The following is a 23423-nucleotide window of genomic DNA, read 5'->3' on the forward strand; positions in this document are numbered from 1 at the left end:
ATGGAAGGGAGCTGTCGATGGAGCAGAACCTGTCGAGGCTGGACTCGGCAACGAAGAAAGCTGAGCCGACCGTGGCGCTCGCCCTTGGCGGCGGCGGCGCACGCGGCCTTGCCCATATTCATGTGATCGAGGCGCTCGACGAGATGGGCATCCGCCCCGTTGCAATCGCCGGATCCTCCATCGGCGCGCTCATGGGGGCCGCCATGGCAGCGGGCATGACCGGCAGGGAAATTCGCGAGCACGCGCTTTCGACGGTCGGCCATCGCGGCGAAGTGCTGAACAGGCTGTGGCAATTGAGGCCGAGCAGCCTCTCGGAGGCCATGGCGAACGGCTTCCGCTTTGGGCAGCTCAACATCGAGCGTGTGTTGAAGGCCTTTCTGCCTGAGGCGATTCCCGGCCGCTTTTCCGAGCTCGTAATTCCACTGAAAGTCCTGGTCACGGACTATTACGGCCAGACGGAGCGCGTCTGCGATGGCGGAGACCTGCGCAAGGCGCTTGCCGCTTCCTGTGCGCTGCCTGCGGTCTTCATGCCGGTGAAGATCGACGGCCGTGTGATGATCGACGGCGGCATCTATAACCCGATCCCCTTCGACCACTTGCGTCAGGCGGCCGACATTGTCGTCGCGGTCGACGTCGTCGGCGGCCCGGACGGCGACGGCAAGACAATCCCGAGTCGAATCGACAGCCTGTTCGGCGCAAGCCAACTGATGATGCAGTCGATCATTGCCATGAAGATGAAGGCCGGCGCGCCCGATCTCCTGCTGCGTCCCGATGTCGGCCGCTTCCGCGTCCTCGATTTCCTGCGTGCGCAAGAGGTGCTCGCCGCCACCATGCCGGCCAAGGACCAGATGAAACGCGCACTTTCCGACCGCATCGGCCATTGGCGGCCAGGCGACTGATGCGGGTTGCTAATCGGCGTTGGCCAGCGTGTCGTCGGGACGAGCCTTGGCGTCGGCGGCGAGCGCCGAGCGGACTCGCTCCTGCGTTTCGGCAGTGTGGCTGACGTCCCGTCGTGGTTTCACCAGCGGCTCCGGCCGCACCGGCTTTGAATGCAGCATGTGGCGGCCCGCGCTGATGCCTTCCGCCTCCTGCAGGACCAGCCGCGCCTCGTCGCGCCGGCGGATATCGTCCATGATGCCGATCGCTTCCTCGTCGGCGACTCCCAGCGCCTCGAGCGTCTTTCTGCCGAAGAGCAGGCCGGATTCGAAGGTCTCGCGCAGCTCGTAGTCGATGCCTTTGGAGCGCAGTTCCAGCGTATGCAGCCGATCATAGGAGCGGGCAAAGATGCGCGCCTTCGGAAATTCGGACTGCAAGAGACCGATGATCCTGTCCGTCGTTTCCTTCTTCTGGGTGCAGACCGCGACGATTTTTGCCTTCTCGATGCCGGCCGCGCGAAGTACATCGAGCCGCGTGCCATCGCCGAAATAGATGCGGAATCCGAACGTCGCGGCCTGGCGTACGCGCGCGGCGGAATGATCGATGATCGTCACGTCGCGTCCGCCGGCCAGGAGAATTTGCGCGGCGATCTGGGCGAAGCGCGAGAAACCGATCATCAACACATCGGCGCCTGCGCCTTCGAAATCCTCCTCCATCTCGTCCTCCATTTCGTCGCGCTCGCGCAACAGCCGCTTCGACAGGAGCGCGGCGACCGGCGTGAGCGCCATTGAGAGCGTGACGATGGCGACGAGCAGGGACGAAATCCCTTGCGAAAACACGCCGGCGGCGGCCGCTGCGGTGAAGAGCACGAAACCGAATTCGCCGCCCTGTGGCAGGAGCAGGGCAACGCGCACCGCGTCGTTGTGATGGGAACCGAGGGCGCGGCAGAGGCCGTAGAGGACAAGGCTCTTCGCCGCCATCAGCAGCGGCACTGCGATCAGGATCAGGAGAAGGTTGGCCGCGACGACGCCGAGTTGCAGCGACAGGCCGACAGCCATGAAGAACAGCGCTTGCAGGATGCCGCGGAACGGTTCGATATCGGCCTCGAGTTCGTGGCGATACGAGGATTCCGCCAGCAGCACGCCCGCGAGAAATGCACCCATGGCCATTGACAGGCCGGCAAGCTGCATCATCGTCGCTGCCCCGATGACGACGAGCAGCGCGGCGGCGATCATGACCTCACGGGCGCCGGTGCGGGCGATGACCTGAAAGAGAGGATTGAGCAGATAGCGGCCCGCTGCAAATAGAGCGGCAATCGCGGCGATCGCTATGGCGAAGTCCTGGAGCGGCGAAGTCGTGGCTTCCGGCGCCCGGGCAGCCAACAAAGGGATCAGGGCGAGGAGCGGAACGATGGCGATGTCCTGCAGCAACAGGATGGAAAAGGCGCGCTGACCGTATCGCGTGTTGGTGTCGTTGTTCTCGTCGAGGATCTGCATGGCGAATGCGGTCGAAGAGAGAGCCATGCCGAAGCCGGTAATGACGCTTCCGCGCCAGTCGAGCAGACCGAAGAACGCGATAAGACCGGAGAGAATGGCACCGGTAAGGACCACCTGCGCCGACCCGAGGCCGAATATGTCCCGGCGCATCTGCCAGAGCCGCGATGGCTTCAGCTCGAGCCCGATGATGAACAGCAGAAACACGACGCCGAGTTCCGCCACGTGCAGGATCTGCTCGCCCTCAGTGATGCGCTGGGCGATCGGACCGATGAGTACGCCGGCGGCGAGATAGCCGAGAATGGTGCCGAGACCGAGGCGCTTGAACAAGGGTGCCGCGACCACGGCACCGCCGAGCAGCATCAATGGCTCGGTGTAGATGAACGGTGTCGTTGCCATGCTCAATGTTTCCATGCTGGCGGCCTCTCCCGCCCTGGAAGGCCGGGCGATTGGCCGTACGTTCGTTTGCATGCGGGAAGGGGAATCGTGATGATGCCCTTGATGCATGCCTTACTGCACAATAAATGGGGCAGGAAGGAAAGGTCCAGCAATGTCCGAGACAATCGACTCCGCCATCCTTGAAACACGCGCCGCCGAACTCGTCGATCGGGCTCGCCAGGCCGGAGCCGATGCGGCGGACGCGGTGGTCGTACGCGGCCGTTCCCGCTCCGTGTCGGTGCGGCTGGGCAAGGTCGAGGCGACGGAATCCTCCGAAAGCGACGAGTTTTCGCTGCGGGTTTTCGTCGGACGGCGGGTCGCCAGCGTTTCCGCCAATCCCGGTTTCGACCTGAAGCTGCTTGCGGAACGAGCCGTGGCGATGGCAATGGCTTCACCCGAGGACCCATATGCGTCGCTGGCCGACCCTGATCGCCTGGCGAAGTCTTATCCGGATCTGGATCTGTTCGACGCCCGCGAGGTTTCGAGCGAGGCGTTGACGGAAGCGGCGCTCGCGGCCGAGGCGGCGGCGCTCTCGGTATCGGGTGTCACAAACTCGAGCGGCGCCGGTGCCAGCGCGGGCATGGGCGGGCTCGTGCTCGTCACCTCGCACGGATTTTCCGGCTCCTATATGGCGACGCGCTTCGGCCGTTCCGTCAGCGCGATCGCCGGCGAAGGCACGAAGATGGAGCGGGACTATGATTATGACAGCCGCCTCTATTTCAGCGAGTTGCGGAGCCCGGAGGACATCGGCCGTGTCGCTGGGGAAAGGGCCGTGGCCCGTCTTAACCCACGCCGAGTGGCAACTGCCAAGAACGTGCCCGTCGTTTTCGATCCACGTGTTGCGCGCGGCTTCGTGGGCCATCTTGCAGGCGCGATCAACGGCGCCTCGGTCGCGCGCAAGACCAGCTTCCTGCGCGACATGATGGACAAACGGATCTTGAAGTCCGGCATTACCGTCACGGACGACCCGCTGATCGTGCGCGGCGCCTCCTCGCGTCCTTTCGATGGGGAAGGGGTAACCGGTCAGAAAATGTCCATGGTCGAGGATGGAGTCCTCAAGCACTGGTTCCTGTCGACGTCGGCGGCTCGGGAACTCGGCCTTCAGACCAACGGGCGCGGCGTGCGCGGCGGTCCGACCGTCAACCCCGCCTCGACCAATCTTGCCCTCGAACCGGGTGCGATTTCGAGGGACGATCTGATCCGCAATGTTGGCACGGGTTTCTACGTGACGGAGTTGATCGGCCAGGGCGTCAACATGGTTACGGGCGAATACAGCCGCGGCGCCTCCGGCTTCTGGATCGAGAACGGCGAGATCAGCTTCCCCGTTTCCGAGGTGACGATCGCTTCCAATCTGAAGCAGATGTTCATGGCACTGACGCCCGCCGACGACATCGACAGGAATTTCGGCATCGCCTCGCCGACATTGGCCATCGAAGGCATGACCCTTGCCGGATCCTAGCGCATCAGACAGCGACCTTTGCGCGTCTGAAAAGGCGGGCGACGCTGTATGACCGACTGGACGGCCACGTTGAGCGCGCGGGTCCGATTCGCGCCTTTAGGGAGTTGAATGTCTGAAACGATCCCTTCGGCCACGCCCAACTGGGACGAGGACCTCGCACTGATCATTGCCGCCGCGGTCGCGGCCGGCGACACGGCACTCGGATATTTCCGCAGGGCGGTCGACGTTCGCTGGAAGAATGAAGGCCGTTCGCCCGTGAGCGAGGCCGACCTTGCCGCAAACGACATCCTCAGCACAAGGCTGCTCGGCGCCCGGCCCGGCTATGGCTGGCTTTCGGAGGAGACCGACGATGACGAGACGCGCCTCACGCGCGACACCGTCTTTGTGGTCGACCCGATCGATGGCACGCGCGCCTTCATCGGGGGCAAGGAGCTCTGGTGCGTCAGCGTTGCGGTCGTCCATCAGGGCCTGCCGGCGGCGGCCGTTCTTTACGCGCCGGCACTTGAAGAGCTGTTCCAGGCGACCCACGACGGCGAGGCTTGCAAGAACGGCGAGACGATCGCGGTTCGCGATCCCGGCGAGAGGCTGCATCTGGCGGTCGCCGAGGATCTCGTGAAAAAGCTTCACTCTCCCTATCGCGAACGGATCGAGCGCGTGCCGCATGTGCCGTCGCTCGCCTATCGGCTGGCGATGATCGCGGATGGCCGCATCGACGGCACCATCGTCAAGAAGAACGCCCACGACTGGGATTTGGCGGCCGCCGATCTCATTCTTGCGCGGGCGGGCGGCGCACTATGCGGTCTCGACGGTCTACCACTGTCCTACAATCGCCCGATTGTCAGCCATGGCTTTCTGGGCGCCGCATCCGGGCAGGCACTGCCGTCTTTGCTGGCCGCGACACGCGCGCTCGAGGACCATTGACCTTTGGGGGCGAATGCCGCAAATCAACGCCGACCGTTCAAAAGAAAATGGGAACATGATGGCTCACGACACCGACAAGAAACAACGCCTGCATCTCGTCTTCGGCGGCGAACTGACGACGCTTCAGGAGGTGCAATTCCGCGACCTGGAGCAACTTGATATCGTCGGGATCTATCCTGATTACGAGAGCGCCCTGGCCGCGTGGAGGGCCAAGGCGCAGATGACGGTCGACAACGCCCATATGCGTTACTTCATTGTGCACATGCATCGCCTGCTCGACCCGGAAAATGAATGACGCCGAGGATGTCGGCGCTGGAGAGGGCGCGCGTATATGAGTAGCCTTCGCGCGCGGCTTGCGCTTTCCGCCTATCGCTGGGTCGGTACCGCGATCTATCCCATGGTGGGTCCCTACCTGGCTCTGAGGGCGGCCAAAGGCAAGGAAGATCCCGCGCGGCGTCGCGAACGCTATGGGCACGCCAGTGCGCCGCGCCCCGATGGACCGCTCGTCTGGTTCCATGCGGCCAGTGTCGGCGAGACTGTCGCGGTAACCCCGCTGATCAGGGAGATCCGGCGCCGCGGCATTGCCGTGGTGCTGACCACCGGCACGACGACCTCGGCCCGGGTGGCGGCCGAGCGGCTGGGCGCGAGCGTCGTGCATCAATATGTGCCGCTCGATTTCAAGCCGGCGGTGAGCCGCTTCCTCGAATATTGGCAGCCGGATCTGGCGATCATTGCCGAATCAGAAATCTGGCCGATGACCATCGTCGAGCTCGGCCGCAGGCACATTCCGCAGGTCCTGGTCAACGCCCGCCTCTCCGACCGTACCTTCTCCCGCTGGAAGAAGCGCCCATCCCTGGCGGACGCCCTTTTCGAAAACCTTGCGCTCGTCATCGCCCAGTCGGATATCGATGCCGACCGGTTCCGCACGCTCGGCGCGCTGCCGGTCATGGTTTCCGGCAATCTCAAGGTCGATACCGATGCGCCGCCGCACGATCCGCAGGCGCTGCGCGAGTATCGGCAGCAGATAGGCAGCCGCAAAACCTGGGCGGCGATCTCCACCTTCGAGGGAGAGGAGAATGCGGCGGGGGTCGTCCATCGGGTATTGAAGGAGCGCAATGATCTGCTGACGATCGTCGTGCCGCGTCATCCGGAGCGATGCGACGCCGTCGAGGCGGCCCTGACGGCCAAAGGCCTCAAGGTCGCGCGCCGCACCCGGGGCGATCCGTTGACGTCCGACGTCGATATATTTCTCGGTGACACGATCGGCGAAATGGGTCTCTACCTCCGGCTGACGGAAGTAGCCTTTGTCGGCCGATCGCTTTTTGCCGAAGGCGGTCAGAACCCGCTCGAGCCGGCCATGCTCGGCTGCGCGGTGCTCTCCGGCGGCAATGTCCAGAATTTCCGCGAGACCTATCAGATGCTTGCCAAGAACGGCAGCGCCAAGATCGTGCGTGACGTCGAGATGCTGGCGAAGGGGGTGAATTATCTGCTCGCCAACGACGACATGCGCCGCTCCATGATCGACGCCGGCCTTGAATCCGTGCAACAAATGCGCGGCGCGCTGACGGCGAGCTTGAAGGGCCTGGAGCCCTATATCAACCCGCTGATCGTGAAGGCGCGGCTCACACCGCGCGCGGAAACCAGCGCATCGGCCTGAAAGTCGGAATCGATTTTCGGAAAGCTCGATGCACCGATTGAAAGAGCTACAGCGAACTTTGCGCGTCTAAAAGACGCGCGGCGCTGCAGAAACCCGTTGCGGATCAGGACCATGGCAACAGTCGCCATCGCCGGCATATTGTTTGACAAGGACGGCACGCTTCTCGACTACGTCAAGAGCTGGGTGCCGGTAAATTATGAGCTGGCGCGGATCGCGGCCAAAGGCGACGAGACGCTGGCGCGGGCGCTACTCGAGGCGGGCGGGATGGACCCGGACACCGGCCATGTCACGCCGGACAGCCTTCTGGCCGCTGGGAATACGGTGGAGATCGCGGCCGGGATGGTTGGTGCGGGCGCGCCTTTCACAGTCGAGGCGCTGACGACGCTGTTCGACGGGCTTTTCGCCCGGTCCGCTGATTATGCCGTGCCAGTCACCGACCTCGCCGCCTTCTTCGCCGGACTGCATGCCAGGGGATATCGCCTTGGCGTCGCCTCGAGCGACAATGAGTGCTCGATCCGGGAAACCGCCAGACGCTTCGGATTCGACCGTTTCCTGCACTACGTCGCCGGCTACGACAGCGGCTACGGCGTCAAGCCGGAGCCGGGAATGGTGCTCGGCTTCTGCGCGGCGACGGGGCTCACACCCGAACAGGTCGCTGTCGTCGGAGACAACAATCACGACATGCATATGGGCCGCAGCGCCGGCGTCGGGCTGACTATTGCCGTGCTCAGCGGCACGGGTTCACGCCAGTCGCTCGCCGCGGCGTCAGATCATTGCCTGACAGATATCACCGAGCTCGAAGCGGTGCTTTGAGGGTGCCCCGTCTGACCGGCTTGCCTTTTTTGCCGTTCTGACGTTTTTTGTGGCGGTCACGCCCATTTGCGGCGGCGATGGCGGGTGAATCGGAGATCGTCCGCGGTCAGAGAGCGACGGAGGCGGCACGTCAAAAATGGTTTCGGAAGCGCCACCCTTCTGGTGGACCAGGGCCGATTGGCGCGCCTATGCCCTTTGGCCCTTTTCCTGGCTCTACGGCCGCGTCGCCGGACTGCGCATGGACCGTGCGCGCCGCTCCATGCCGCCGGCGCCGCTCATCTGCGTCGGCAATTTCACCGTCGGTGGGGCCGGTAAGACGCCGACGGCGATCGCCCTTGCCCGGGCGGCCCGGGCACGCGGGCTCACGCCGGGTTTCCTGAGTCGCGGCTATGGCGGCTCGCTCGATGTCACGACGGTGGTAGACCCCGCCCATCATCGCGCCCGCGACGTTGGCGACGAGCCGCTACTGCTCGCGCGCGAGGCGCTGACGGTCATTTGCCGGCGTCGTGTCGAGGGTGCCCGCAGACTTGCCGCCGAAGGCGCCGACATCATCATCATGGATGATGGATTCCAGAGTGCGCGCCTGACCTTCGACTTCGCCCTGCTGGTCATCGATTCCGGCCGAGGCATCGGCAACGGACATCTCGTGCCTTCGGGTCCGGTGCGCGCGCCGATCGCCAATCAGCTCCGCCATGCCACGGCGCTTTTGAAGATCGGCCGGGGACCGGCCGCCGATCTCCTGATCCGCCGCGCCGCACGGGCGGGAAAGGCCGTCTATGTGGCCGACACGATGCGGCTCGACGACGGATCGCTTGCGGGCGTCAGGGTCCTGGCCTGGGCGGGCATCGCCGACCCGGAGAAGTTCTATCGCACGGTGCGGGAGACGGGTGCGATCATCGAAGAAACGCAGAGCTTCCCGGACCACCACCATTTCTCCGAAGATGAGATCGCCGACCTCATCGACCGGGCCGACAGCCGGGGCTGCACCTTGGTAACGACGGCCAAGGACATGGTGCGCCTGGAGCCGGGCCACGGCCGGGCGGCGGAACTGGCGGAGAAGAGCAGGGTCGTCGAAATCGAGGTGCATTTCGACGACCCGGAGGCCCCGCGCAAGATCATCGAGGCGACGCTCGATCACGCGCGGGCGCGCAAGCTGGGGATGACGAAAGAGCAGCGGCGCTGAGCAGCAGGCGCGGCGCTTCAGCGCCTCTGATCGGGTAGAGCTCCGGCGCGCCGCTCCGCCTCGAGCGAGGCTGCGGCATCCGCGTAAGGCTCCTGCCGGGCAACGCTCCAATAGCGCAACTCATCGACGGGTATTGGCTTGCCGGTCATGGCGCAGGTGACGTAGGAGCCCGCAAGGACGATCTGAAAGTCACCATCGAGGTAGCGAATCTTCGCCTCGCGGGAGGAATTTCCGTCGAAACGGTTCATCATTTGCGCCTCGTCACTACTACTGCATGTCTCCTTTAATCGACCTCGATTAAAGGACAAAGACATGCAGCAATTCAAAGTGCTACAGCGACCTTTGCGTGTTCAATAAGACGCGCGGCGCTGTAGTATCTTCCCGTCTATCCCGGCGTCTCGAAAAAGGCCAGCGGAATTCTGATATCCGCCACCGCCGCCAGCAATCCGGTCTCTCTCGTACGGATGTCAGCTCCTGCCGAAAAGCCGTTCGATATCGGCAAGCTTGAGCTCGATATAGGTCGGGCGGCCGTGATTGCACTGCCCGGAACCCGGAGTTGCCTCCATCTGGCGAAGCAGCGCGTTCATCTCCTCAGTGCGCAGGCGGCGGCCGGCGCGCACGGAGCCGTGGCAGGCCATTGTCGCAGCAAGATATTCGAGCCGGCCGGCGAGGCCGTTCGCCGTATCCCATTCCGCCAGTTCGTCGGCGAGCTGGCGGACCAGGCCGACGGCATCCATTTCGCCGAGCATCGCCGGGGTCTCGCGGACCGCGATCGCGCCGGGGCCGAAACGCTCGATCGCAAGCCCGAGCCGCAGGAACTCCTGCGCATGCGCCATGAGGCGATCGCAATCCTCCTCGGAGAGATCGACGATCTCGGGAATGAGCAGCGTTTGCGCCGGCACGGCCCGCGAACGCAGCGCCTCCCTCATCGTTTCGAAGACGAGGCGCTCGTGCGCCGCGTGCTGATCGACGATGACGAGACCATCCCCGGTTTGCGCGACGATATAGTTTTGATGGATCTGGGCACGGGCGGCACCGAGAGGAAAGGAGGGCTCGTGGCCGGTATTGGTGACGGGTGCCTCGACGGCCGCTTCGGCGCGTGCCGAAGGCTGCGCAAACTCCGAGAAGGCCGCCTGCGGCGGCTCCGCAAAGCCACGGACGGGTGCATCGAAATCCATGGGCCGGTAGGGTGAGGCGGCTGCATTCCAGGGCGCCTGTGGTCTTTGCTGCTCGGGCCGGTAAGCCTCGGGGCGGAAGGCCCGCATCAGACCGTGCGCCCCGGTGGTCGCCGCGCGGTCGCCCTCGCGTGCCAGGGCCTCGCGGATTGCTCCGATGATCAGTCCGCGGATCAGACCTGGATCGCGGAAGCGCACATCCGATTTCGCCGGATGTACATTGACGTCGACGAGGGCCGGATCGAGCGTGATCGACAGCACGGCGATCGGGTAGCGCCCCTGCGGAATGGTCTCGGCATAGGCCGCGCGGATCGCCGAAAGGATGAGCTTGTCCTGAACCGGCCGGCCGTTGACAAAGGCATATTGCTGCAGCGAGTTGCCGCGGTTGAAGGTCGGGACGCCGGCAAAGCCGGTCAGTCGCGCCTCTTCCCGCTCGGCATCGATCTCGATCGCGTTGTCACGGAACTCCTTGCCGAGCACCTGCGCCATCCGTGCGAGCCGGTCATCGCCCGTTGCCGGAAACTCGAGCGTCGAGCGGTCGGATCCGGAAAGCACGAAGCGTACTTTCGGAAAGGCGATCGCCATACGGCGCACGACTTCCGAGATCGCGGCGGCTTCGGCCTTTTCCGACTTCATGAATTTGAGCCGCGCCGGCGTCGCGAAAAAGAGATCGCGCACTTCGACGACGGTACCGCCATTGGCGGGCGAGGGGCGCACAGGTTCGGCCTTGCCGCCCGAGACGGTGATGGCCGCGCCTTCCCGTGCGCCGGCCGCGCGCGTCGTGATCGACAGCCGCGCCACCGACCCGATCGACGGCAAGGCCTCGCCGCGAAAGCCCAGCGTACGGATATCCATGAGGCTGTCGCTGATCTTCGAGGTGCAGTGCCGACGGACCGCCAATTCCAGATCGTCCGGCGCCATGCCGCAGCCGTTGTCGGTTATCCGCAGGAGCGTCTTTCCACCTCCCGCCGTGGCGATCTCGATCCTCGTCGCGCCCGCATCGAGGGCGTTTTCGATCAGCTCCTTGGCGGCGCTGGCAGGCCGCTCGATGACCTCACCGGCGGCGATCTGATTGATGAGTGTTTCGGAGAGTTGCTGAATGGCCATTGCCCATTTTCGCGGATTCGCCGGACAAGGGAAAGAGGGATCCCGGCTTTGCGCCGGCGGGGGGGAGAGAATGCCAGCTATCAGCGCTCCAGGGGAAAAACGCCCTATCGATTTAATCCCACCTTAACGTTCTGCTGCGATTTTCCACAACAGCCTGAATGATCACGGGTTTGTTCTTTGGAGGACCGCAGCGTTGCTGGACGCTGCTCGCACGGCCCGGAGAAATGCCGTTTTAAGGCCAGCCAGCATGTCCCAAAATGAAAACCGCCGCGACAGCGCCGTTTGCCGCAGAGACGCGCAACGGATGCCGTGACACTTTGGGTTTGCTGCACGGTTCCAAGCAGCGACCGAGATGAGGGCAGTGCAATGGACGATGTGGCGCCGGTCGGCGCGGACATCATGAGGATGGTGCTGGAGTCGGGCTGCGACGCGCTTGGCCTCGCTTTGCTCGTCTGCGGCAGGGACGACACGATTCTCTTTGCCAGCGCGGCAATGATGCAATTTTTCCCCGTACCTGCCCGCCTGCTGAGGCCGGGCACGCGGCTTCGCGATTTCCTGGGTGCAGTCTACGACACGGGGGCACGTCCTGGAACCTTGCCGGAGAACAGCCGGCGCCGCGCCAACCGGGAGGACTGGATCGCCGAACAGATGGCCCTCCACTGGCGCGAACGCTACGAAGGCGTCGAACGGGTCGGCCGCACGCGGTGGATCTGCCTGCGCACGCGCCGCCTCCCGAGCGGCATCGGCATTCTTTCGCTTACCGACATCACCGAGCAGAAGAAGCGCGAAGAGCAATTGCAGACGGACATTGAGCGCATCGAACTCACGGAAGAGATCCTCGACGCCCAGCCCAATCCGATCTGCGTCAAGGACCGCAATCTTCATTATATCGCGGTCAACAAGGCCTTCTGCAGTCTCTACGACCTGCCCCCGGAGGCGATACTCGGGCGTTCGGCCTGGGACCTCTTGGATGCGGATATCGCCGAGCGATTAGACCTGTCGGACCGGCAGGTGCTGGCAACCGGACGGCCGCATTCGGAGGCTGAGCACATGGTGCGCGCCGATGGTAGCGACCTTTGGGTGGTGACGCGCAAGTACCGCGTCGGCATGCCGGGCCGCCAATTCGTCGTGACCTGCATGACCGACGTTACCGACATCGCCGCCTGGTACTGTGGCGAGGGCGGTGGCAGCCCCTCCGGGCTGCAGATCCGCGACTACAGCATCTTCAGTCCCGGCCAGAACTTCTATGACCCGTTTCGGGCGCTGAATGTCCAGCAACTCGTCGAAACCGGATCGATGATCGAGACTTTGCCGGCGCGCGGCCTGCGCGTACTGCTGGCAACGTCCGACCGCGACCTGGAAGAGGGCATCGTCGCGCGCCTGCGCGGCTCGGGGCTCGATGCCTGCGCCGTTCGCAACCTCGAGGAGCTCGAATCCTTCGCGAGCACCGCCGAAAGCCGCGGCGTGAAGCTCGACGTCCTGTTGCTCGATCGCGCGCTCGCCCAAAGGGATGCGATCCCTGCCTGGTGGCGGGACTGCCCGCTCATCGAGGTGACAGGCAGTACCAATATCGCGGCGCTTCTTACCGAAATTTTTCGGGCTTGCGCCGAGCGCCGGCCGGGACGGTCCTTGTTTCCACAGGGGGATTTCGAGATCTCCTTCGAGGACGCAGCAGGCCCCGGTGCGATTGCGACCAGGTTGGACGTGCTGGTGGCCGAAGACAATCAGATCAATCAATTCGTCTTCGCGCAGATACTCGAGGGCCTTGGGATTTCCTATCGGATTGCCGCTGACGGCCGCGAGGCGGTGGAGCTTTGGCAAGAGCTCCGCCCTGTAATCGTCCTGATGGACGTTACCCTGCCCATTCTGAACGGTTTCGAGGCTGCCGCCGCTATTCGGGAAGCTGAAAAACGGACCGGATACCGCACGCCCATCGTGGCCGTGACGGTGCAGGCTCTCGACATCGATCTCGATCAATGCCAGGCCTCCGGCATGGACGGCCACATCATGAAGCCGATCAGCCCGGATATGATCGAGGCAGTCCTCAGGAAATACATGCCGGCCGGGACACTACGCGCCAATGGCTGACAGGGGATAGCCCTCAACAGATTTGACGGTGCCTCGCTATGGGATTGTTAACCCGAGATTGTCATTGTCCGCAGGTTGGTGCCGTAGATCGGCGTCGATTGGAGGGCAAACCCATCGGCCGCCCCCAACAACAGCGACCTTTGTGCGCATGGCGCCGCAGGTGAACGGGCGGGAAAGTGGCATGATGACCTCGGTCGAGCAGATTTTCTCCCGTGTGCCGGACATGTGCTCCGGCAGGAGGGGGCTGCGGGCTGATCTTTCCTGCGTCGGGCGTCGGCGGAGGCACGACTGCTGGAACCCGCCGCGATGACGCTCTTCGCGCTTGATCCGCTTGGTGGCAATGCGCCGACCGATCCGCTGACGGGCCTCGGCAACGCCCAACAATTGCAGCGGAGTGTGCTGGCACTTGCAGCCGAACGAGCCGCCGACCCGGCGCCATTCACCATCGGCCTCGCAAACCTCGATGGCTTCAAGCCCATCAACGACCTGTTCGGTCGGGAGGCCGGCGACCGGATACTCTGCCAGGTGGCGCATCGCTTGACGGCCTGCGTGCCGGAAGGCGCGGCGGTGATGCGGACCGCAAGCGATGAATTCGCTCTTGTTCTGCCGTTGGTCTTCGAACGAAACGGCGCCGAAAGGATCGGCCAGATGCTGAGAGAGGCGCTTTCGGCGCCTGTCGACCTCGGCGACCGCACGGTCCGGCTCTCGGCATCCTTCGGTTTCGCCGTCTTTCCTTTCGCGGGCGACACCTTCGAAAACCTGTTGAAGAGCGCAGATACGGCTCTTTACCGCTCGAAGCGGCGGGGCCGGGGGCAGATCACCGTCTATTCGCACGAGATCGCCCAGGAGATGAAGCGGGCGACCCAGCTTGAACAGGCGTTGCGCAATGCCATCATCGCGGATGAAATCGACGTGCATTTCCAGCCGATCGTCGATCTGTGCACTGACAGCGTCGTCGGATTCGAAGCGCTCGCCCGCTGGTGCGACGCGGATCTCGGCTATGTGTCTCCTGCGCTGTTCGTTCCGCTGGCCGAGGAGCGCGGCTTTATCGATCCGCTCTCGGAAATGCTGCTGCACAAGGCGGCTCAGGCAGCGCTTTGCTGGCCGAAAGAGCTGTTCCTTTCATTCAACCTGTCCTCTGCGCAACTGACCGATCCGACGACGAGCGGCAGACTGCTCGCGATCATCAACCAGGTCGGACTCGACCCGCGCCGGCTGGAACTCGAGATTACCGAGACCGCGGTCATGGCAGATGCCGATGTGGCGCAGAAGATCGTCACAGATTTGAGGGCGGCCGGGGTGCGCGTCTCGCTCGACGATTTCGGCACCGGGCAGTCGAGCCTCGGCCGCTTGCGGGATTTCTCCTTTGACAAGGTGAAGATCGATCGGGCCTTCGTTTCCCGCATTGCCGCAGACCGCGCGTCGGAGCATATCGTCAGGGCGATCGTCTCGATGTGCGAAGGGCTAGAACTCGAGGTCGTTGCCGAAGGCATCGAGGATTTCGCCGAGGCGGTCAAACTGAAAGCGCTCGGCTGCGGCATGGGGCAGGGCTATTTCTATGGCAAGCCAGCCGACGCGGTCGCAACCATGCGCTATCTCGCCGGCCGCCACCGCGCGAATGCGTTGCTCTAGGATACCCCAGCTAACCGGTGATTGGCGGCGGAACGGTAGCCCCCTCCTCACGGACAGGCCGCGCCGCCGTCTTGTCAGACGCGAAAAGCCGCTGTCGTCCTTTGATTTGCAGGTGATGCAAAAACGCGTGGACGAAGGAAGCGTGGGAAGTGCGCGTCAATCGCAAGTCAAGGGTCTTCTCGCCGAAGATGGAGCGCCGCCGAGACAGGCTGAAAAGGTGAGGGACTATTTGGCCCCACGCTGACAGCTGACACTACCTTCAGCTGCGGCTGCGCGCCGGCTGTCAGGCGAGAAAGCAGGGGCCGGGAGATGCGCCCCTGCCTTCTCAGCCCCGCTCAGCTTACTGCTGCGGAGCAGGTTCCGGTTCTACCGGGGTCGCCGGCGTCACGCCGGACGTTGTTGTCGTGTCGGTCTGCTGGGCATTACGCTCGGCCATCACCTGCGACCTGTTCTTGAACTCAGGTGCGGCCTTCAGAGAATCAGCCGTTTCGGTGGTCATCAGCTTGAGCGTCAGGCCGTCTTCCTGCATGTTCGCTTCGATGTTGGCGAACGGAACCGCGACATTCTTTTCACCAATGCCGAGGAATCCGCCGACGCCGATCACGGCCGCTTCTACGCCGCCGTCCTTTTCGATGATCAGGTCGTTGATCTGGCCGACATTTTCATCATTGGCGTTGTAGACCGTTTGCCCGATATAGCTGTTGGCTGAAATCTGATCTTCAGCCTGTTCGGTCAAGTAGCCCGCACCGGCATCCGCGGTGGCGGTCGTGGTGTCCGTCGCCGCAGCATCCGGGGTCTGCGCCTGCTGGCTCGCATCAGGCATCGCCGGAGCGTCCGGAGTCTGCGCCTGCTCACCAGCATCCGGCGTGACCGGGGCCGGTTCCATCGTCTGCGTCTCCGGCGTGGCCGGCGTTGTGGTGTCCTGTGCGAAACTCATCGGGGCAAGGGCAACGCCCACGACCAGCGCGCCAGCGGCAACGGAAGATTTAAGAATCTTGGTCATCTCACAGTGCCTTTCGTTGACGTTGTCGATTGAGGCGCAGTCCTCTCACTCCAAGCAATTGAACTGCGCCGATGACGTTCAGGCAACGCGCGAGAATGAAAACGGTTCCCGAGCGGGCGCTTCTTCAAAGCTGATGATTGTAGATATGAGGCTTGTCCAATCGGCGGTGGCGGGCGCCGGCGACCAACTAGCCGTGCACGTGGTTGCCATCTGTCGCGCTCATGACAGAAAAGACACGGAGGCGGCGCTCGCTTGTCAAGGACGAACCGGGGCGTGCTGCAGCCCGCCCCGGTTCGGTCTGTTACGTCGCAGGTTACCGTCCTTACGACAGGCTTCAATGGCTTTCGCGTTGCACATCGCTGCCGCTCATGCCGACGAGGAAATCGAGGTCGGCGCCCTTGTCGGCCTGCAGAACCGTGTCGTAGTAGAGCTTATAGTAGCCGCGCTGCCACTTTTGCTCCGGCGGTTGCCATGCGGCCATGCGGGCCGCGAATTCCTCTTCGCTCACCAGGAGGTTCAACTCGCCCTTCATCGCGTCGAGGCGAATGCGGTCGCCGGTTCTGACGATCGCGAGCGGGCCGCCGGCATTGGCTTCCGGGCTGACATGCAGGACCACGGTGCCGAAGGCGGTGCCGGACATGCGCGCGTCGGAAATGCGCACCATGTCGCGAACCCCTTTTTCAACGAGGCGACGCGGGATCGGCATGTTGCCGACTTCCGCCATGCCGGGATAGCCCTTGGGGCCGCAGCCCTTCAGCACCAGGATCGTATCCTCCGTCACCGGCAGGTCCGGGTCGTCGATCTTTGCCTTGAGCTCTTCGATCGTTTCGAAGACGAAGGCGGGGCCCTCATGGGAGAGCAGGTGCTCGCTTGCCGCCGAGGGCTTGATAACCGCCCCGTTGGGGGCGAGATTGCCTTTCAAGACACGGATACCGGCCGCAGCGCGAAGCGGATTGTCGAGCGGTCGGATGACGTCGTCGTTGTAGACCTCCGCGCCTTCCCAGTATTTGCTGATCGGCACACCGAACACCGTCGGCGCGTCGGCATGCATGAGGTGCTGGATTCGGTTCATCACCGCCGGCAGCCCGCCCGCATAGGCAAGGTCCTCGATCAGATACTTGCCCGACGGCATGCAGTTGACGATGCAGGGCACCTTACCGCCGACGCGATCGAAGTCGTCGAGACAGAGGTCGACCCCGGCGCGTCCGGCAATTGCCAGCAGATGCACGACGGCATTGGTCGAGCCGCCGACGGCGGCGTTGGCGACGATGCCGTTTTCGAAGTTTTTCGTCGTCAGGATCTTAGACAGCCTCAGATCCTCATGCACCATCTCGACGATCCGCTTGCCGGTCATGTGCGCAAGTGCCATGCGGCGGGCGTCGACCGCCGGCAGGGCCGCGTTGGTCGGCAGTGACAGGCCCATGGCTTCGACGATGGAGGCCATTGTCGTCGCGGTGCCCATCGTCATGCACACGCCTGGCGAACGTGACATGCCGCTTTCGGCCGCCATGAATTCCTGCATGCTCATTTCGCCGGCCCGCACGGCCTCGGAGAATTTCCAGACGTCGGTGCCCGAGCCGATGTCCTTGCCTTTCCATTTGCCGTTGAGCATCGGTCCAGAGGAAACGACGATCGTCGGCAGGTCGACGGACGCCGCCCCCATCAATTGCCCCGGCGTCGTCTTGTCGCAGCCGCCGAGCAGCACGACGCCGTCAATGCCATGGGCCCGGATCGCCTCTTCGACGTCCATCGCCAGAAGATTGCGGAAGAGCATCGCCGTCGGGCGCATCTGCGTCTCGCCGAGCGAGGAGACGGGAAACTCCACCGGGAAACCGCCGGCCTCCCAGACGCCGCGCTTCACACCCTCGGCGAGGACGCGCAGATGGCTGTTGCAGGGGGTAAGCTCGGACCAGGTGTTGCAGATGCCGATGATCGGCCGGCCGTCGAAGACATGGTCCGGAAAGCCCTGGTTCTTCATCCAGGACCGGTGAATGAAACCATCCTTGTGTGTGCCGCCGTACCAGTGGCGGCTTCTTAGTTCTTTCATCTTTTCGCTCATCCGAGCACTCCCTTTCCATGGCGATGAATCCCATGGATCAATTGTATGACTTTTTCTCGGCGCCGTGCCAGCTTTTGTTGACGCAAGCTGGTTCAGCAAAAGTGTCCCCACGAGGAACCTAAGCAGAGTATCTGCCTAGAGCAGGAAAGCCGGCTCAAAGCGGCCCCTGACCGCAATACCGAGCTCGAAGGTCTTGCCGGCATGGGGGTCGGCTGCTCGCGCGGCGTCGTCCATGTCCTGCCATGCAGAGGTTACGAGCAGCCGGTCGGCATTCGGGCCGATGAAGGCCGGGCAACTCGGCTGCCTCGTTGGAACGGCGTGGCATGCAACCTTCTGGCCGTCGGGCTTGTAGACCTCGACCGCGCCAGCACCCCAGCGAGCATTCCAGATCAGCCCATCGGCATCGCAGACCGCGCCGTCGACGCCGCCCGGGGCAGTGCTCTCGTCCGAGAGAAGAATGGGGTCGCCCGTCGGAAGCGCGGTCGCCGGATCGATGTCGACACGCATCAGATGGTTGACGTCCGTGTCCACGAAATAGGCGGTGGCGCCATCCGGTGAAAAGCAGATCGCGTTGGGGATCGTCACGTTGCTGAAGAGCTTCGTAGTGCGGTTGCCGGCGACGTGGTAGATTGCACCGGCATGCTTCTCGGCCTGCCGTCCCATGGTGCCGATCCAGAGCGCGCCGCAGGCGTGGACGCGGCCGTCATTCGATCGGTTGCCCGGCTTGTCCTCAAGTGTCGCGAACGGACTGAGCTGATAGCTCGCCGTGTCACGGATGAAGAGCCCCTGGTCCGATGCGATCAGTTGCCGGGCCGGATCGATGGTTGCGAGTACACTGCCGAGAAAGGGCAGGGGGTGGATCGTGTTCCGTCCGCTTGCAACATGGAGCTCGTGCAGTTCCTGGCCCTTGATGTTGAACCACCAGGCCGTGCCTGTGAGTGGATCGTAGGTCGGGCCCTCGCCAAGTTCGGACGCGAAGTCGCAGAGGATGCGGCCGGAAAAAGGAATGAGGTCGATCATCGCTCGCCCCCGTAGACTGCGTCGTAGGCTGCCAGCGTGGCGGCTGCGCGCTGCCTGACCTCCCCAGCGCTCATCCCCGGCTTGTAGAGGCTCGATCCGAGGCCGAAACTGCGGATGCCGACCTTCGCATATTCGGCGAAATTCGCTTCCGAAACGCCGCCGACGGCGGCGATCTCGATATCCTTCGGAAGCACGGCGCTGATCGCCTGTATGCCCGCCGGGCCGAGCACGCTGGCCGGAAAGAATTTCAGCCCGCTCGCGCCCGCACTTGCCGCTGCCAATGCTTCCGTCGGCGTGAAAACGCCGGGCATCGTCACCATGCCTTTGGCCGCAGCGAGACGAATGACCGCCGCCTCGACATTGGGGCTGACCATCAGCCGACCGCCGACGTCGAAAAGCTGTTCCACCTGCGCCGTCGTCAGCACGGTGCCCGCGCCAATCAGGCACCCGGCCGGCGCCATCTTCACCGCGGTTTCGATCGAGCGGAACGGGTCCGGCGAGTTGAGCGGGATTTCGATTGCGGTGAAACCCGTTTCGATGAGGGCACCGACCACGCTCTCCGTCTCCTCGGGCTTCAAACCACGCAGGATGGCGATCAGCGGATGTTTCATCGGGGGCAAGAGAATGCGTTCCATGTTCGTCTTTCCGTCAGAGTGGCCAGATCAACCGGGCGGCGGCCGAAAGCCCTCGCCGAACCGCGTCGTCGGCATCCACGTAGCGCGGCGCAAAGCCCAGGCTTTCCAGCGCCGAACGATAGAGTGCGCCGAGCCGGCCCGAAGCCACGAGGCAGATGCCCTCCACGGAACCGGCGGTCGTAATCGCTCCGGCAATCTCGAGGCCGATCAGCATGCCCGACAGTCGCGCCCTGGCGTCGGCGGCGCTCAGGCTGTTGAGCAACTGGCCCGCCCGGACGGAAAAGAGCAGGTTCGTGGCCAATTCCGGCTTCTCCCGCGCCTGCGCCACCGCATCGGCAAAGGCCGGACTGTCGGCGGCGACGGCATCGGGTTCCCCCATGGCATGGCTCAGGATCGTGTGATGCGAGATGACGTCGAACAACTCGCCGGTCATGAAGGTGGAGAAGCCCTCGACCGTTTCACCGGAGAGCCGGACCCATTTGCTGTGGGTGCCGGGCATACAGACGAGATGGCGGCCGCCGCCGAGACCGTCCGCTGCGCCGAGGAGTTGCGTTTCCTCACCGCGCATGACATCGGGCTGCCGCTTGTCACGCTGGGCGAGGCCCGGAAGAATGCGTATGTCGCGATCGACGTTCGGGACGGCGATCGCCTGGCCGGGGATTGCCGCAAGCCTTGCCGGCGTTTCAAGATAGCCGGCTTCCTTCCAGCCCTGGCGGGCGCCAGCCATGCCGCAGATGACGATCGGCAGATGGGTGGGCGCCTCGACGGCGGCAAGGTGCGCATCGAGAATAGCATGGAAACCGGCTTTCGCCGCGGTCGTCATGCCTTCGCCGCTTCGGCGCTCGGCAAGCACGCTGCCATCCTCGCCGATGATCCAGAGCCGGAAACTCGACGTTCCCCAATCCGCCGCGGCGTAATAGCCTCGCCTCGTCAAAGCACGCCTCCATCGATAATCATGGTCTGCGCCGTCATCGCCGCCGAGCAGTCGGACGCCAGGAAGAGGCAGGGCCCGACCAGGTCCTCGGCGGTCAACATGCGCTTCAGGCATTGCCGCCCCTGCATCCGTGCGATCGACTCGTCATCGAGCCATAGCCGTTTTTGCCGTTCCGTGACGATCATGCCGGGCAGAACGGCATTGACGCGGATCTTGTCCGGGCCGAGCCTTCCCGCGAGCGACTTCGTGAGTCCGACAATTCCGGCCTTCGCCGTGGCATAGGCCGGAATTTCAGGCATGTTCAGCATGAATGCGATCGACGAGAAGTTGATGATCGATCCGCCGCCCGCCTGTCGCATATGGGGGGCCACAGCCTGGCTTACGAAGAAGAGATGGCTGAGGTTGACGGACAGGCTTTCGTTCCAGCTTTCCTCGGTGACGTCTTCGAGGGCCTGGCGGTCGTCGCGCGCGGCGTTGTTGACGAGCACACTGATCGGGCCGAGGGCTGCGACGGCGGCGGCCACTGCCCTTTTGACCGCCTCGATGTGGCGCAGGTCTGCGGCGATATATTCCGGCCGGGTCCCCGTTTCGGGGGTAAGCTTGTCGCAAAGCGCACGGCTCTGTTCTTCGGCTATATCGATGAATGCCACGCGCGCGCCTTGGCGCAGGAAGCCTTTCACGAGCGCGGCGCCGATGCCGGACCCGCCACCGGTGACCAGCACGCCGCGATCGCGCAGGTCGGGAAACTGGCCGCTCGGCAAGCTCATGGGGCAGGGTCTCCTGGTAGCGGGTTGGTAACTGTTCCACTATATGGAACAGCATTTTATTTTCTGGAATTATCGCGCCACTGGCTTTAACCTGTCAAGGTGACGCGATGGCGGAAAGCGAGTGGAATGGACCGGAGCAAACTGGACAATCCGGAAAAGCAGGGTGCCGGGACTGGTACGCTCGGGAAGGCCTTGGCTGTGCTCGAGGCCGTAGCGATGGCCGATCGACCGCAACGCTTCACCGACGTCCTTCAATTGGTGGGCCAACCGCGCGGGACTTTGCACCGGCTGCTCGGCCACTTGGTCGATGAGGGACTGCTGGTGCAGCGGCAAGATCTGTCCTACGAGCCCGGGCTTCGCCTGCTGAAGCTTGCCTATCGTTCCTGGTCCGGCAGTCGCTTCCGCGACATCGCGGAACCCTATCTCCTGCGCCTGCACGACCTGACCGGCGAGACGGTTCATCTCGGCGTGCTCCAGGAAACGGAGATCATCTATGTCGACAAGGTCGAAAGCCGCCAGACAGTGCGCATGAGTTCCCAGATCGGCAAAGCCTCGCCGGCCTATTGTACCGGCGTCGGCAAGGCGGCACTTTCCTCGCTCCCTCCAGACGAACTCAGGCGAATAGCCGCGCGGATGGAGTTCCGCCCGTTCACCGCACGCACCCATCGTTCGGCCGCTGCCTTGCTTGCCGAAATCGAGGAAATTCGCCGCGACGGCCATGCCTTCGACCGAGAGGAGCACGAGGGGGAAATCTGCTGCGTGGCCGCGCCGATCGCCGTTCCGGAGCACGATCTGGTTGCTGGTGTTTCGGTGACGGGTCCTTCCTATCGCGTCAGCATGGCACAGTTGGCAATCTGGGCGAAGGATGTGCGCAAGGCTGCGGCACAAATCGAAGAGGAGGTCAGGATTCGGCTCGGCCCTGGCCGCGGCGAGCGCTGAGCAGATTTCGCAGAAACGCACATGGTCTTCAGGTCGGGCCCTGCGACCCGCAATTTGCAAGGACCCAGCGTATCCCACGAAGGTCTGGCTGGCAATTGCTTTACGGTAAATTAGAAGTTTCAACTGGACGAGACGGCAGGAGACCGTTAGCTTCCGGTCAGTCCGTTTCTACGGGGGGTTGCACCGTCGTGTGGGCGCCGTTTGCGGACCGCAGGTCCTGGTGCCTTTTATGACGACCTGTTTCCTCGAGATCGGTTTCGATGGATGAAGCCGGCAGTTTCGACAGAAGGTCATGATGGCGAAGACATTCAGCAGTCCCTACGGGGTGCAGGTGCGGGAGGAGAGCGGAAGATGATTGATTTCAACGCTGATATTTCCTCACTGATGCTCCCGAATGGGCGTTCCGTGGTCGGATCGCTCGACAGCGAAGATGAAGTCAAGCGCGTTCTCGGCCTGATATCTGATGCCTATGGTTTCCGAGGCTTCACGGTGTTGGGCATTCCGGAACGGGGATGCCGCAGCCTTGCCGCGCAGGCACAGCTGACGACGTGGCCGTCGGAATTCTTCCGACGCTATGACGACGCTCGCCTGATGGACGGCAGCCCCGTCGTCCAGAAGCTGCGGCGCAGCACGATTCCCTTCACTTACGATGCGCATGAGCTGGCGCGCAGGCGGCTGGACGGCAAGGGCGATGCCGCTGTCAGCGTCTTCGAAGAAGCCAACATACCGCGCGGCGTCTACCTGCCCGTCCATGATGCCGCCGGGCATCGTGGCGCGATCGCCTTTGGCGGCGAGAGGCCCGTCGTTTCCAATGACGAGCTGCAGGCACTCAATCTCTGGGCCGGATTTCTATATTGCAGGTGGACCGAGGTCAGAAGCCGCGACAGGCGAGGGTCGGGCAGCCTCTCCCGGCGCGAGATCGAATGCCTGCGCTGGGCCGCTGCCGGCAAGACGACGGTCGAGATGGCCCGGATCATGGCGCTGTCCGAATATACGGTAAACCACTACCTGAACCGTGCGACCCGAAAATTGGACTCGGTCAATCGCGTCCAGACGGTCGCCAAAGCAATGCGCGCCGGCCTGATCAACTAGGGTCACTATCTGTTGGATTTTCGGGACTCGCCACGCGAGTGGAAAAAGAGACAGGTCCTGGGCTTGGCCCAGCGGCCGTCTCGGTGCGCCCCCTGAAAAAAGTGGGGATGTTTTGGCCGCAATCGCGAAATA

The 23423-nt window shown here is 63.7% G+C and carries 20 protein-coding genes; 11 read left to right on the top strand and 9 right to left on the bottom strand.

Going from position 1 to position 23423, the window contains the following annotated elements; all coding sequences use genetic code 11:
* The first annotated feature begins 17 nt into the window (after positions 1-17).
* On the top strand, positions 18-899 hold the full coding sequence (locus AC4P1R_RS02005; protein ID WP_069460318.1) for a patatin-like phospholipase family protein: 882 nt from the start codon (positions 18-20) through the stop codon (positions 897-899).
* A 9-nt stretch (positions 900-908) separates the two neighbouring features.
* Here the strand turns inward: AC4P1R_RS02005 and AC4P1R_RS02010 are convergent, their stop codons facing one another.
* Positions 909-2768, bottom strand: a complete 1860-nt coding sequence (locus AC4P1R_RS02010) for a monovalent cation:proton antiporter-2 (CPA2) family protein (RefSeq protein ID WP_069460319.1) — start codon at positions 2766-2768, stop codon at positions 909-911.
* Between the two features lie 151 nt (positions 2769-2919).
* Here AC4P1R_RS02010 and AC4P1R_RS02015 point away from each other — a divergent pair, with 151 nt between their 5' ends.
* The 6 genes from AC4P1R_RS02015 (at position 2920) to lpxK (ending at position 8840) form a co-directional block, all read left to right on the top strand.
* Entirely contained in the window at positions 2920-4266 is a 1347-nt protein-coding gene (locus AC4P1R_RS02015) for a TldD/PmbA family protein (RefSeq protein ID WP_069460320.1), read from the top strand.
* A gap of 108 nt (positions 4267-4374) precedes the next feature.
* Positions 4375-5187, top strand: coding sequence for a 3'(2'),5'-bisphosphate nucleotidase CysQ (locus AC4P1R_RS02020; RefSeq protein WP_069460321.1), 813 nt, complete (start codon positions 4375-4377; stop codon positions 5185-5187).
* A 58-nt stretch (positions 5188-5245) separates the two neighbouring features.
* Complete coding sequence (locus AC4P1R_RS02025; RefSeq protein ID WP_069460806.1) at positions 5246-5482, top strand: DUF4170 domain-containing protein; 237 nt, start codon at positions 5246-5248, stop codon at positions 5480-5482.
* A gap of 36 nt (positions 5483-5518) precedes the next feature.
* Positions 5519-6844 carry a lipid IV(A) 3-deoxy-D-manno-octulosonic acid transferase gene (gene waaA, locus AC4P1R_RS02030; protein ID WP_069460322.1) on the top strand — a complete coding sequence of 442 codons (1326 nt, stop codon included), beginning with the start codon at positions 5519-5521 and terminating at the stop codon, positions 6842-6844.
* A 111-nt stretch (positions 6845-6955) separates the two neighbouring features.
* Positions 6956-7657 (top strand): HAD family hydrolase, encoded by a 702-nt coding sequence (locus tag AC4P1R_RS02035; RefSeq protein ID WP_069460323.1) that lies wholly within the window; start codon positions 6956-6958, stop codon positions 7655-7657.
* Positions 7658-7793: 136 nt separating this feature from the next.
* Positions 7794-8840, top strand: a complete 1047-nt coding sequence (lpxK, locus tag AC4P1R_RS02040; RefSeq protein WP_069460324.1) for a tetraacyldisaccharide 4'-kinase — start codon at positions 7794-7796, stop codon at positions 8838-8840.
* 17 nt (positions 8841-8857) lie between these two features.
* Here the strand turns inward: lpxK and AC4P1R_RS02045 are convergent, their stop codons facing one another.
* Both AC4P1R_RS02045 and mutL read right to left on the bottom strand, forming a co-directional pair.
* Positions 8858-9091, bottom strand: coding sequence for a DUF2093 domain-containing protein (locus tag AC4P1R_RS02045; RefSeq protein WP_069460325.1), 234 nt, complete (start codon positions 9089-9091; stop codon positions 8858-8860).
* A gap of 216 nt (positions 9092-9307) precedes the next feature.
* Entirely contained in the window at positions 9308-11122 is a 1815-nt protein-coding gene (gene mutL, locus AC4P1R_RS02050; RefSeq protein WP_069460326.1) for a DNA mismatch repair endonuclease MutL, read from the bottom strand.
* A gap of 366 nt (positions 11123-11488) precedes the next feature.
* On the opposite strand from mutL, the gene AC4P1R_RS02055 reads away from it, so the two are divergent.
* Both AC4P1R_RS02055 and AC4P1R_RS02060 read left to right on the top strand, forming a co-directional pair.
* Positions 11489-13210 carry a PAS domain-containing protein gene (locus AC4P1R_RS02055; protein WP_069460327.1) on the top strand — a complete coding sequence of 574 codons (1722 nt, stop codon included), beginning with the start codon at positions 11489-11491 and terminating at the stop codon, positions 13208-13210.
* A gap of 306 nt (positions 13211-13516) precedes the next feature.
* Positions 13517-14842 carry a putative bifunctional diguanylate cyclase/phosphodiesterase gene (locus AC4P1R_RS02060; RefSeq protein ID WP_069460328.1) on the top strand — a complete coding sequence of 442 codons (1326 nt, stop codon included), beginning with the start codon at positions 13517-13519 and terminating at the stop codon, positions 14840-14842.
* A 340-nt stretch (positions 14843-15182) separates the two neighbouring features.
* Here the strand turns inward: AC4P1R_RS02060 and AC4P1R_RS02065 are convergent, their stop codons facing one another.
* The 6 genes from AC4P1R_RS02065 to AC4P1R_RS02090 form a co-directional block, all read right to left on the bottom strand.
* Positions 15183-15845, bottom strand: coding sequence for a PRC-barrel domain-containing protein (locus AC4P1R_RS02065; RefSeq protein WP_069460329.1), 663 nt, complete (start codon positions 15843-15845; stop codon positions 15183-15185).
* Positions 15846-16179: 334 nt separating this feature from the next.
* On the bottom strand, positions 16180-17904 hold the full coding sequence (locus AC4P1R_RS02070) for an IlvD/Edd family dehydratase (protein WP_069460330.1): 1725 nt from the start codon (positions 17902-17904) through the stop codon (positions 16180-16182).
* 135 nt (positions 17905-18039) lie between these two features.
* Entirely contained in the window at positions 18040-18924 is an 885-nt protein-coding gene (locus AC4P1R_RS02075; protein WP_069460331.1) for an SMP-30/gluconolactonase/LRE family protein, read from the bottom strand.
* Positions 18921-19559 carry a 2-dehydro-3-deoxy-6-phosphogalactonate aldolase gene (locus tag AC4P1R_RS02080; RefSeq protein ID WP_069460332.1) on the bottom strand — a complete coding sequence of 213 codons (639 nt, stop codon included), beginning with the start codon at positions 19557-19559 and terminating at the stop codon, positions 18921-18923. The genes AC4P1R_RS02075 and AC4P1R_RS02080 overlap by 4 nt, the downstream gene beginning before the upstream one ends.
* A gap of 13 nt (positions 19560-19572) precedes the next feature.
* Positions 19573-20493, bottom strand: coding sequence for a 2-dehydro-3-deoxygalactonokinase (locus tag AC4P1R_RS02085; protein WP_069460333.1), 921 nt, complete (start codon positions 20491-20493; stop codon positions 19573-19575).
* Positions 20490-21260 (bottom strand): SDR family NAD(P)-dependent oxidoreductase, encoded by a 771-nt coding sequence (locus tag AC4P1R_RS02090; RefSeq protein ID WP_069460334.1) that lies wholly within the window; start codon positions 21258-21260, stop codon positions 20490-20492. The genes AC4P1R_RS02085 and AC4P1R_RS02090 overlap by 4 nt, the downstream gene beginning before the upstream one ends.
* A 126-nt stretch (positions 21261-21386) precedes the next feature.
* On the opposite strand from AC4P1R_RS02090, the gene AC4P1R_RS02095 reads away from it, so the two are divergent.
* Both AC4P1R_RS02095 and AC4P1R_RS02100 read left to right on the top strand, forming a co-directional pair.
* On the top strand, positions 21387-22199 hold the full coding sequence (locus AC4P1R_RS02095) for an IclR family transcriptional regulator (RefSeq protein ID WP_069460335.1): 813 nt from the start codon (positions 21387-21389) through the stop codon (positions 22197-22199).
* A 351-nt stretch (positions 22200-22550) separates the two neighbouring features.
* Complete coding sequence (locus AC4P1R_RS02100; RefSeq protein ID WP_069460336.1) at positions 22551-23291, top strand: helix-turn-helix transcriptional regulator; 741 nt, start codon at positions 22551-22553, stop codon at positions 23289-23291.
* The last annotated feature ends 132 nt before the right edge of the window (positions 23292-23423 follow it).

It is taken from the genome of Sinorhizobium sp. Y406 (assembly GCF_058732025.1).

Bases quoted from the DNA above. Each gene is read 5' to 3' on its own strand.
- AC4P1R_RS02005 (WP_069460318.1), top strand. From the start codon at position 18: ATGGAGCAGAACCTGTCGAGGCTGGACTCGGCAACGAAGAAAGCTGAG.
- AC4P1R_RS02010 (WP_069460319.1), bottom strand. From the start codon at position 2,768: ATGGCAACGACACCGTTCATCTACACCGAGCCATTGATGCTGCTCGGC.
- AC4P1R_RS02015 (WP_069460320.1), top strand. From the start codon at position 2,920: ATGTCCGAGACAATCGACTCCGCCATCCTTGAAACACGCGCCGCCGAA.
- AC4P1R_RS02020 (WP_069460321.1), top strand. From the start codon at position 4,375: ATGTCTGAAACGATCCCTTCGGCCACGCCCAACTGGGACGAGGACCTC.
- AC4P1R_RS02025 (WP_069460806.1), top strand. From the start codon at position 5,246: ATGGCTCACGACACCGACAAGAAACAACGCCTGCATCTCGTCTTCGGC.
- waaA (WP_069460322.1), top strand. From the start codon at position 5,519: ATGAGTAGCCTTCGCGCGCGGCTTGCGCTTTCCGCCTATCGCTGGGTC.
- AC4P1R_RS02035 (WP_069460323.1), top strand. From the start codon at position 6,956: ATGGCAACAGTCGCCATCGCCGGCATATTGTTTGACAAGGACGGCACG.
- lpxK (WP_069460324.1), top strand. From the start codon at position 7,794: ATGGTTTCGGAAGCGCCACCCTTCTGGTGGACCAGGGCCGATTGGCGC.
- AC4P1R_RS02045 (WP_069460325.1), bottom strand. From the start codon at position 9,091: ATGATGAACCGTTTCGACGGAAATTCCTCCCGCGAGGCGAAGATTCGC.
- mutL (WP_069460326.1), bottom strand. From the start codon at position 11,122: ATGGCCATTCAGCAACTCTCCGAAACACTCATCAATCAGATCGCCGCC.
- AC4P1R_RS02055 (WP_069460327.1), top strand. From the start codon at position 11,489: ATGGACGATGTGGCGCCGGTCGGCGCGGACATCATGAGGATGGTGCTG.
- AC4P1R_RS02060 (WP_069460328.1), top strand. From the start codon at position 13,517: ATGACGCTCTTCGCGCTTGATCCGCTTGGTGGCAATGCGCCGACCGAT.
- AC4P1R_RS02065 (WP_069460329.1), bottom strand. From the start codon at position 15,845: ATGACCAAGATTCTTAAATCTTCCGTTGCCGCTGGCGCGCTGGTCGTG.
- AC4P1R_RS02070 (WP_069460330.1), bottom strand. From the start codon at position 17,904: ATGAGCGAAAAGATGAAAGAACTAAGAAGCCGCCACTGGTACGGCGGC.
- AC4P1R_RS02075 (WP_069460331.1), bottom strand. From the start codon at position 18,924: ATGATCGACCTCATTCCTTTTTCCGGCCGCATCCTCTGCGACTTCGCG.
- AC4P1R_RS02080 (WP_069460332.1), bottom strand. From the start codon at position 19,559: ATGGAACGCATTCTCTTGCCCCCGATGAAACATCCGCTGATCGCCATC.
- AC4P1R_RS02090 (WP_069460334.1), bottom strand. From the start codon at position 21,260: ATGAGCTTGCCGAGCGGCCAGTTTCCCGACCTGCGCGATCGCGGCGTG.
- AC4P1R_RS02095 (WP_069460335.1), top strand. From the start codon at position 21,387: ATGGACCGGAGCAAACTGGACAATCCGGAAAAGCAGGGTGCCGGGACT.
- AC4P1R_RS02100 (WP_069460336.1), top strand. From the start codon at position 22,551: ATGATTGATTTCAACGCTGATATTTCCTCACTGATGCTCCCGAATGGG.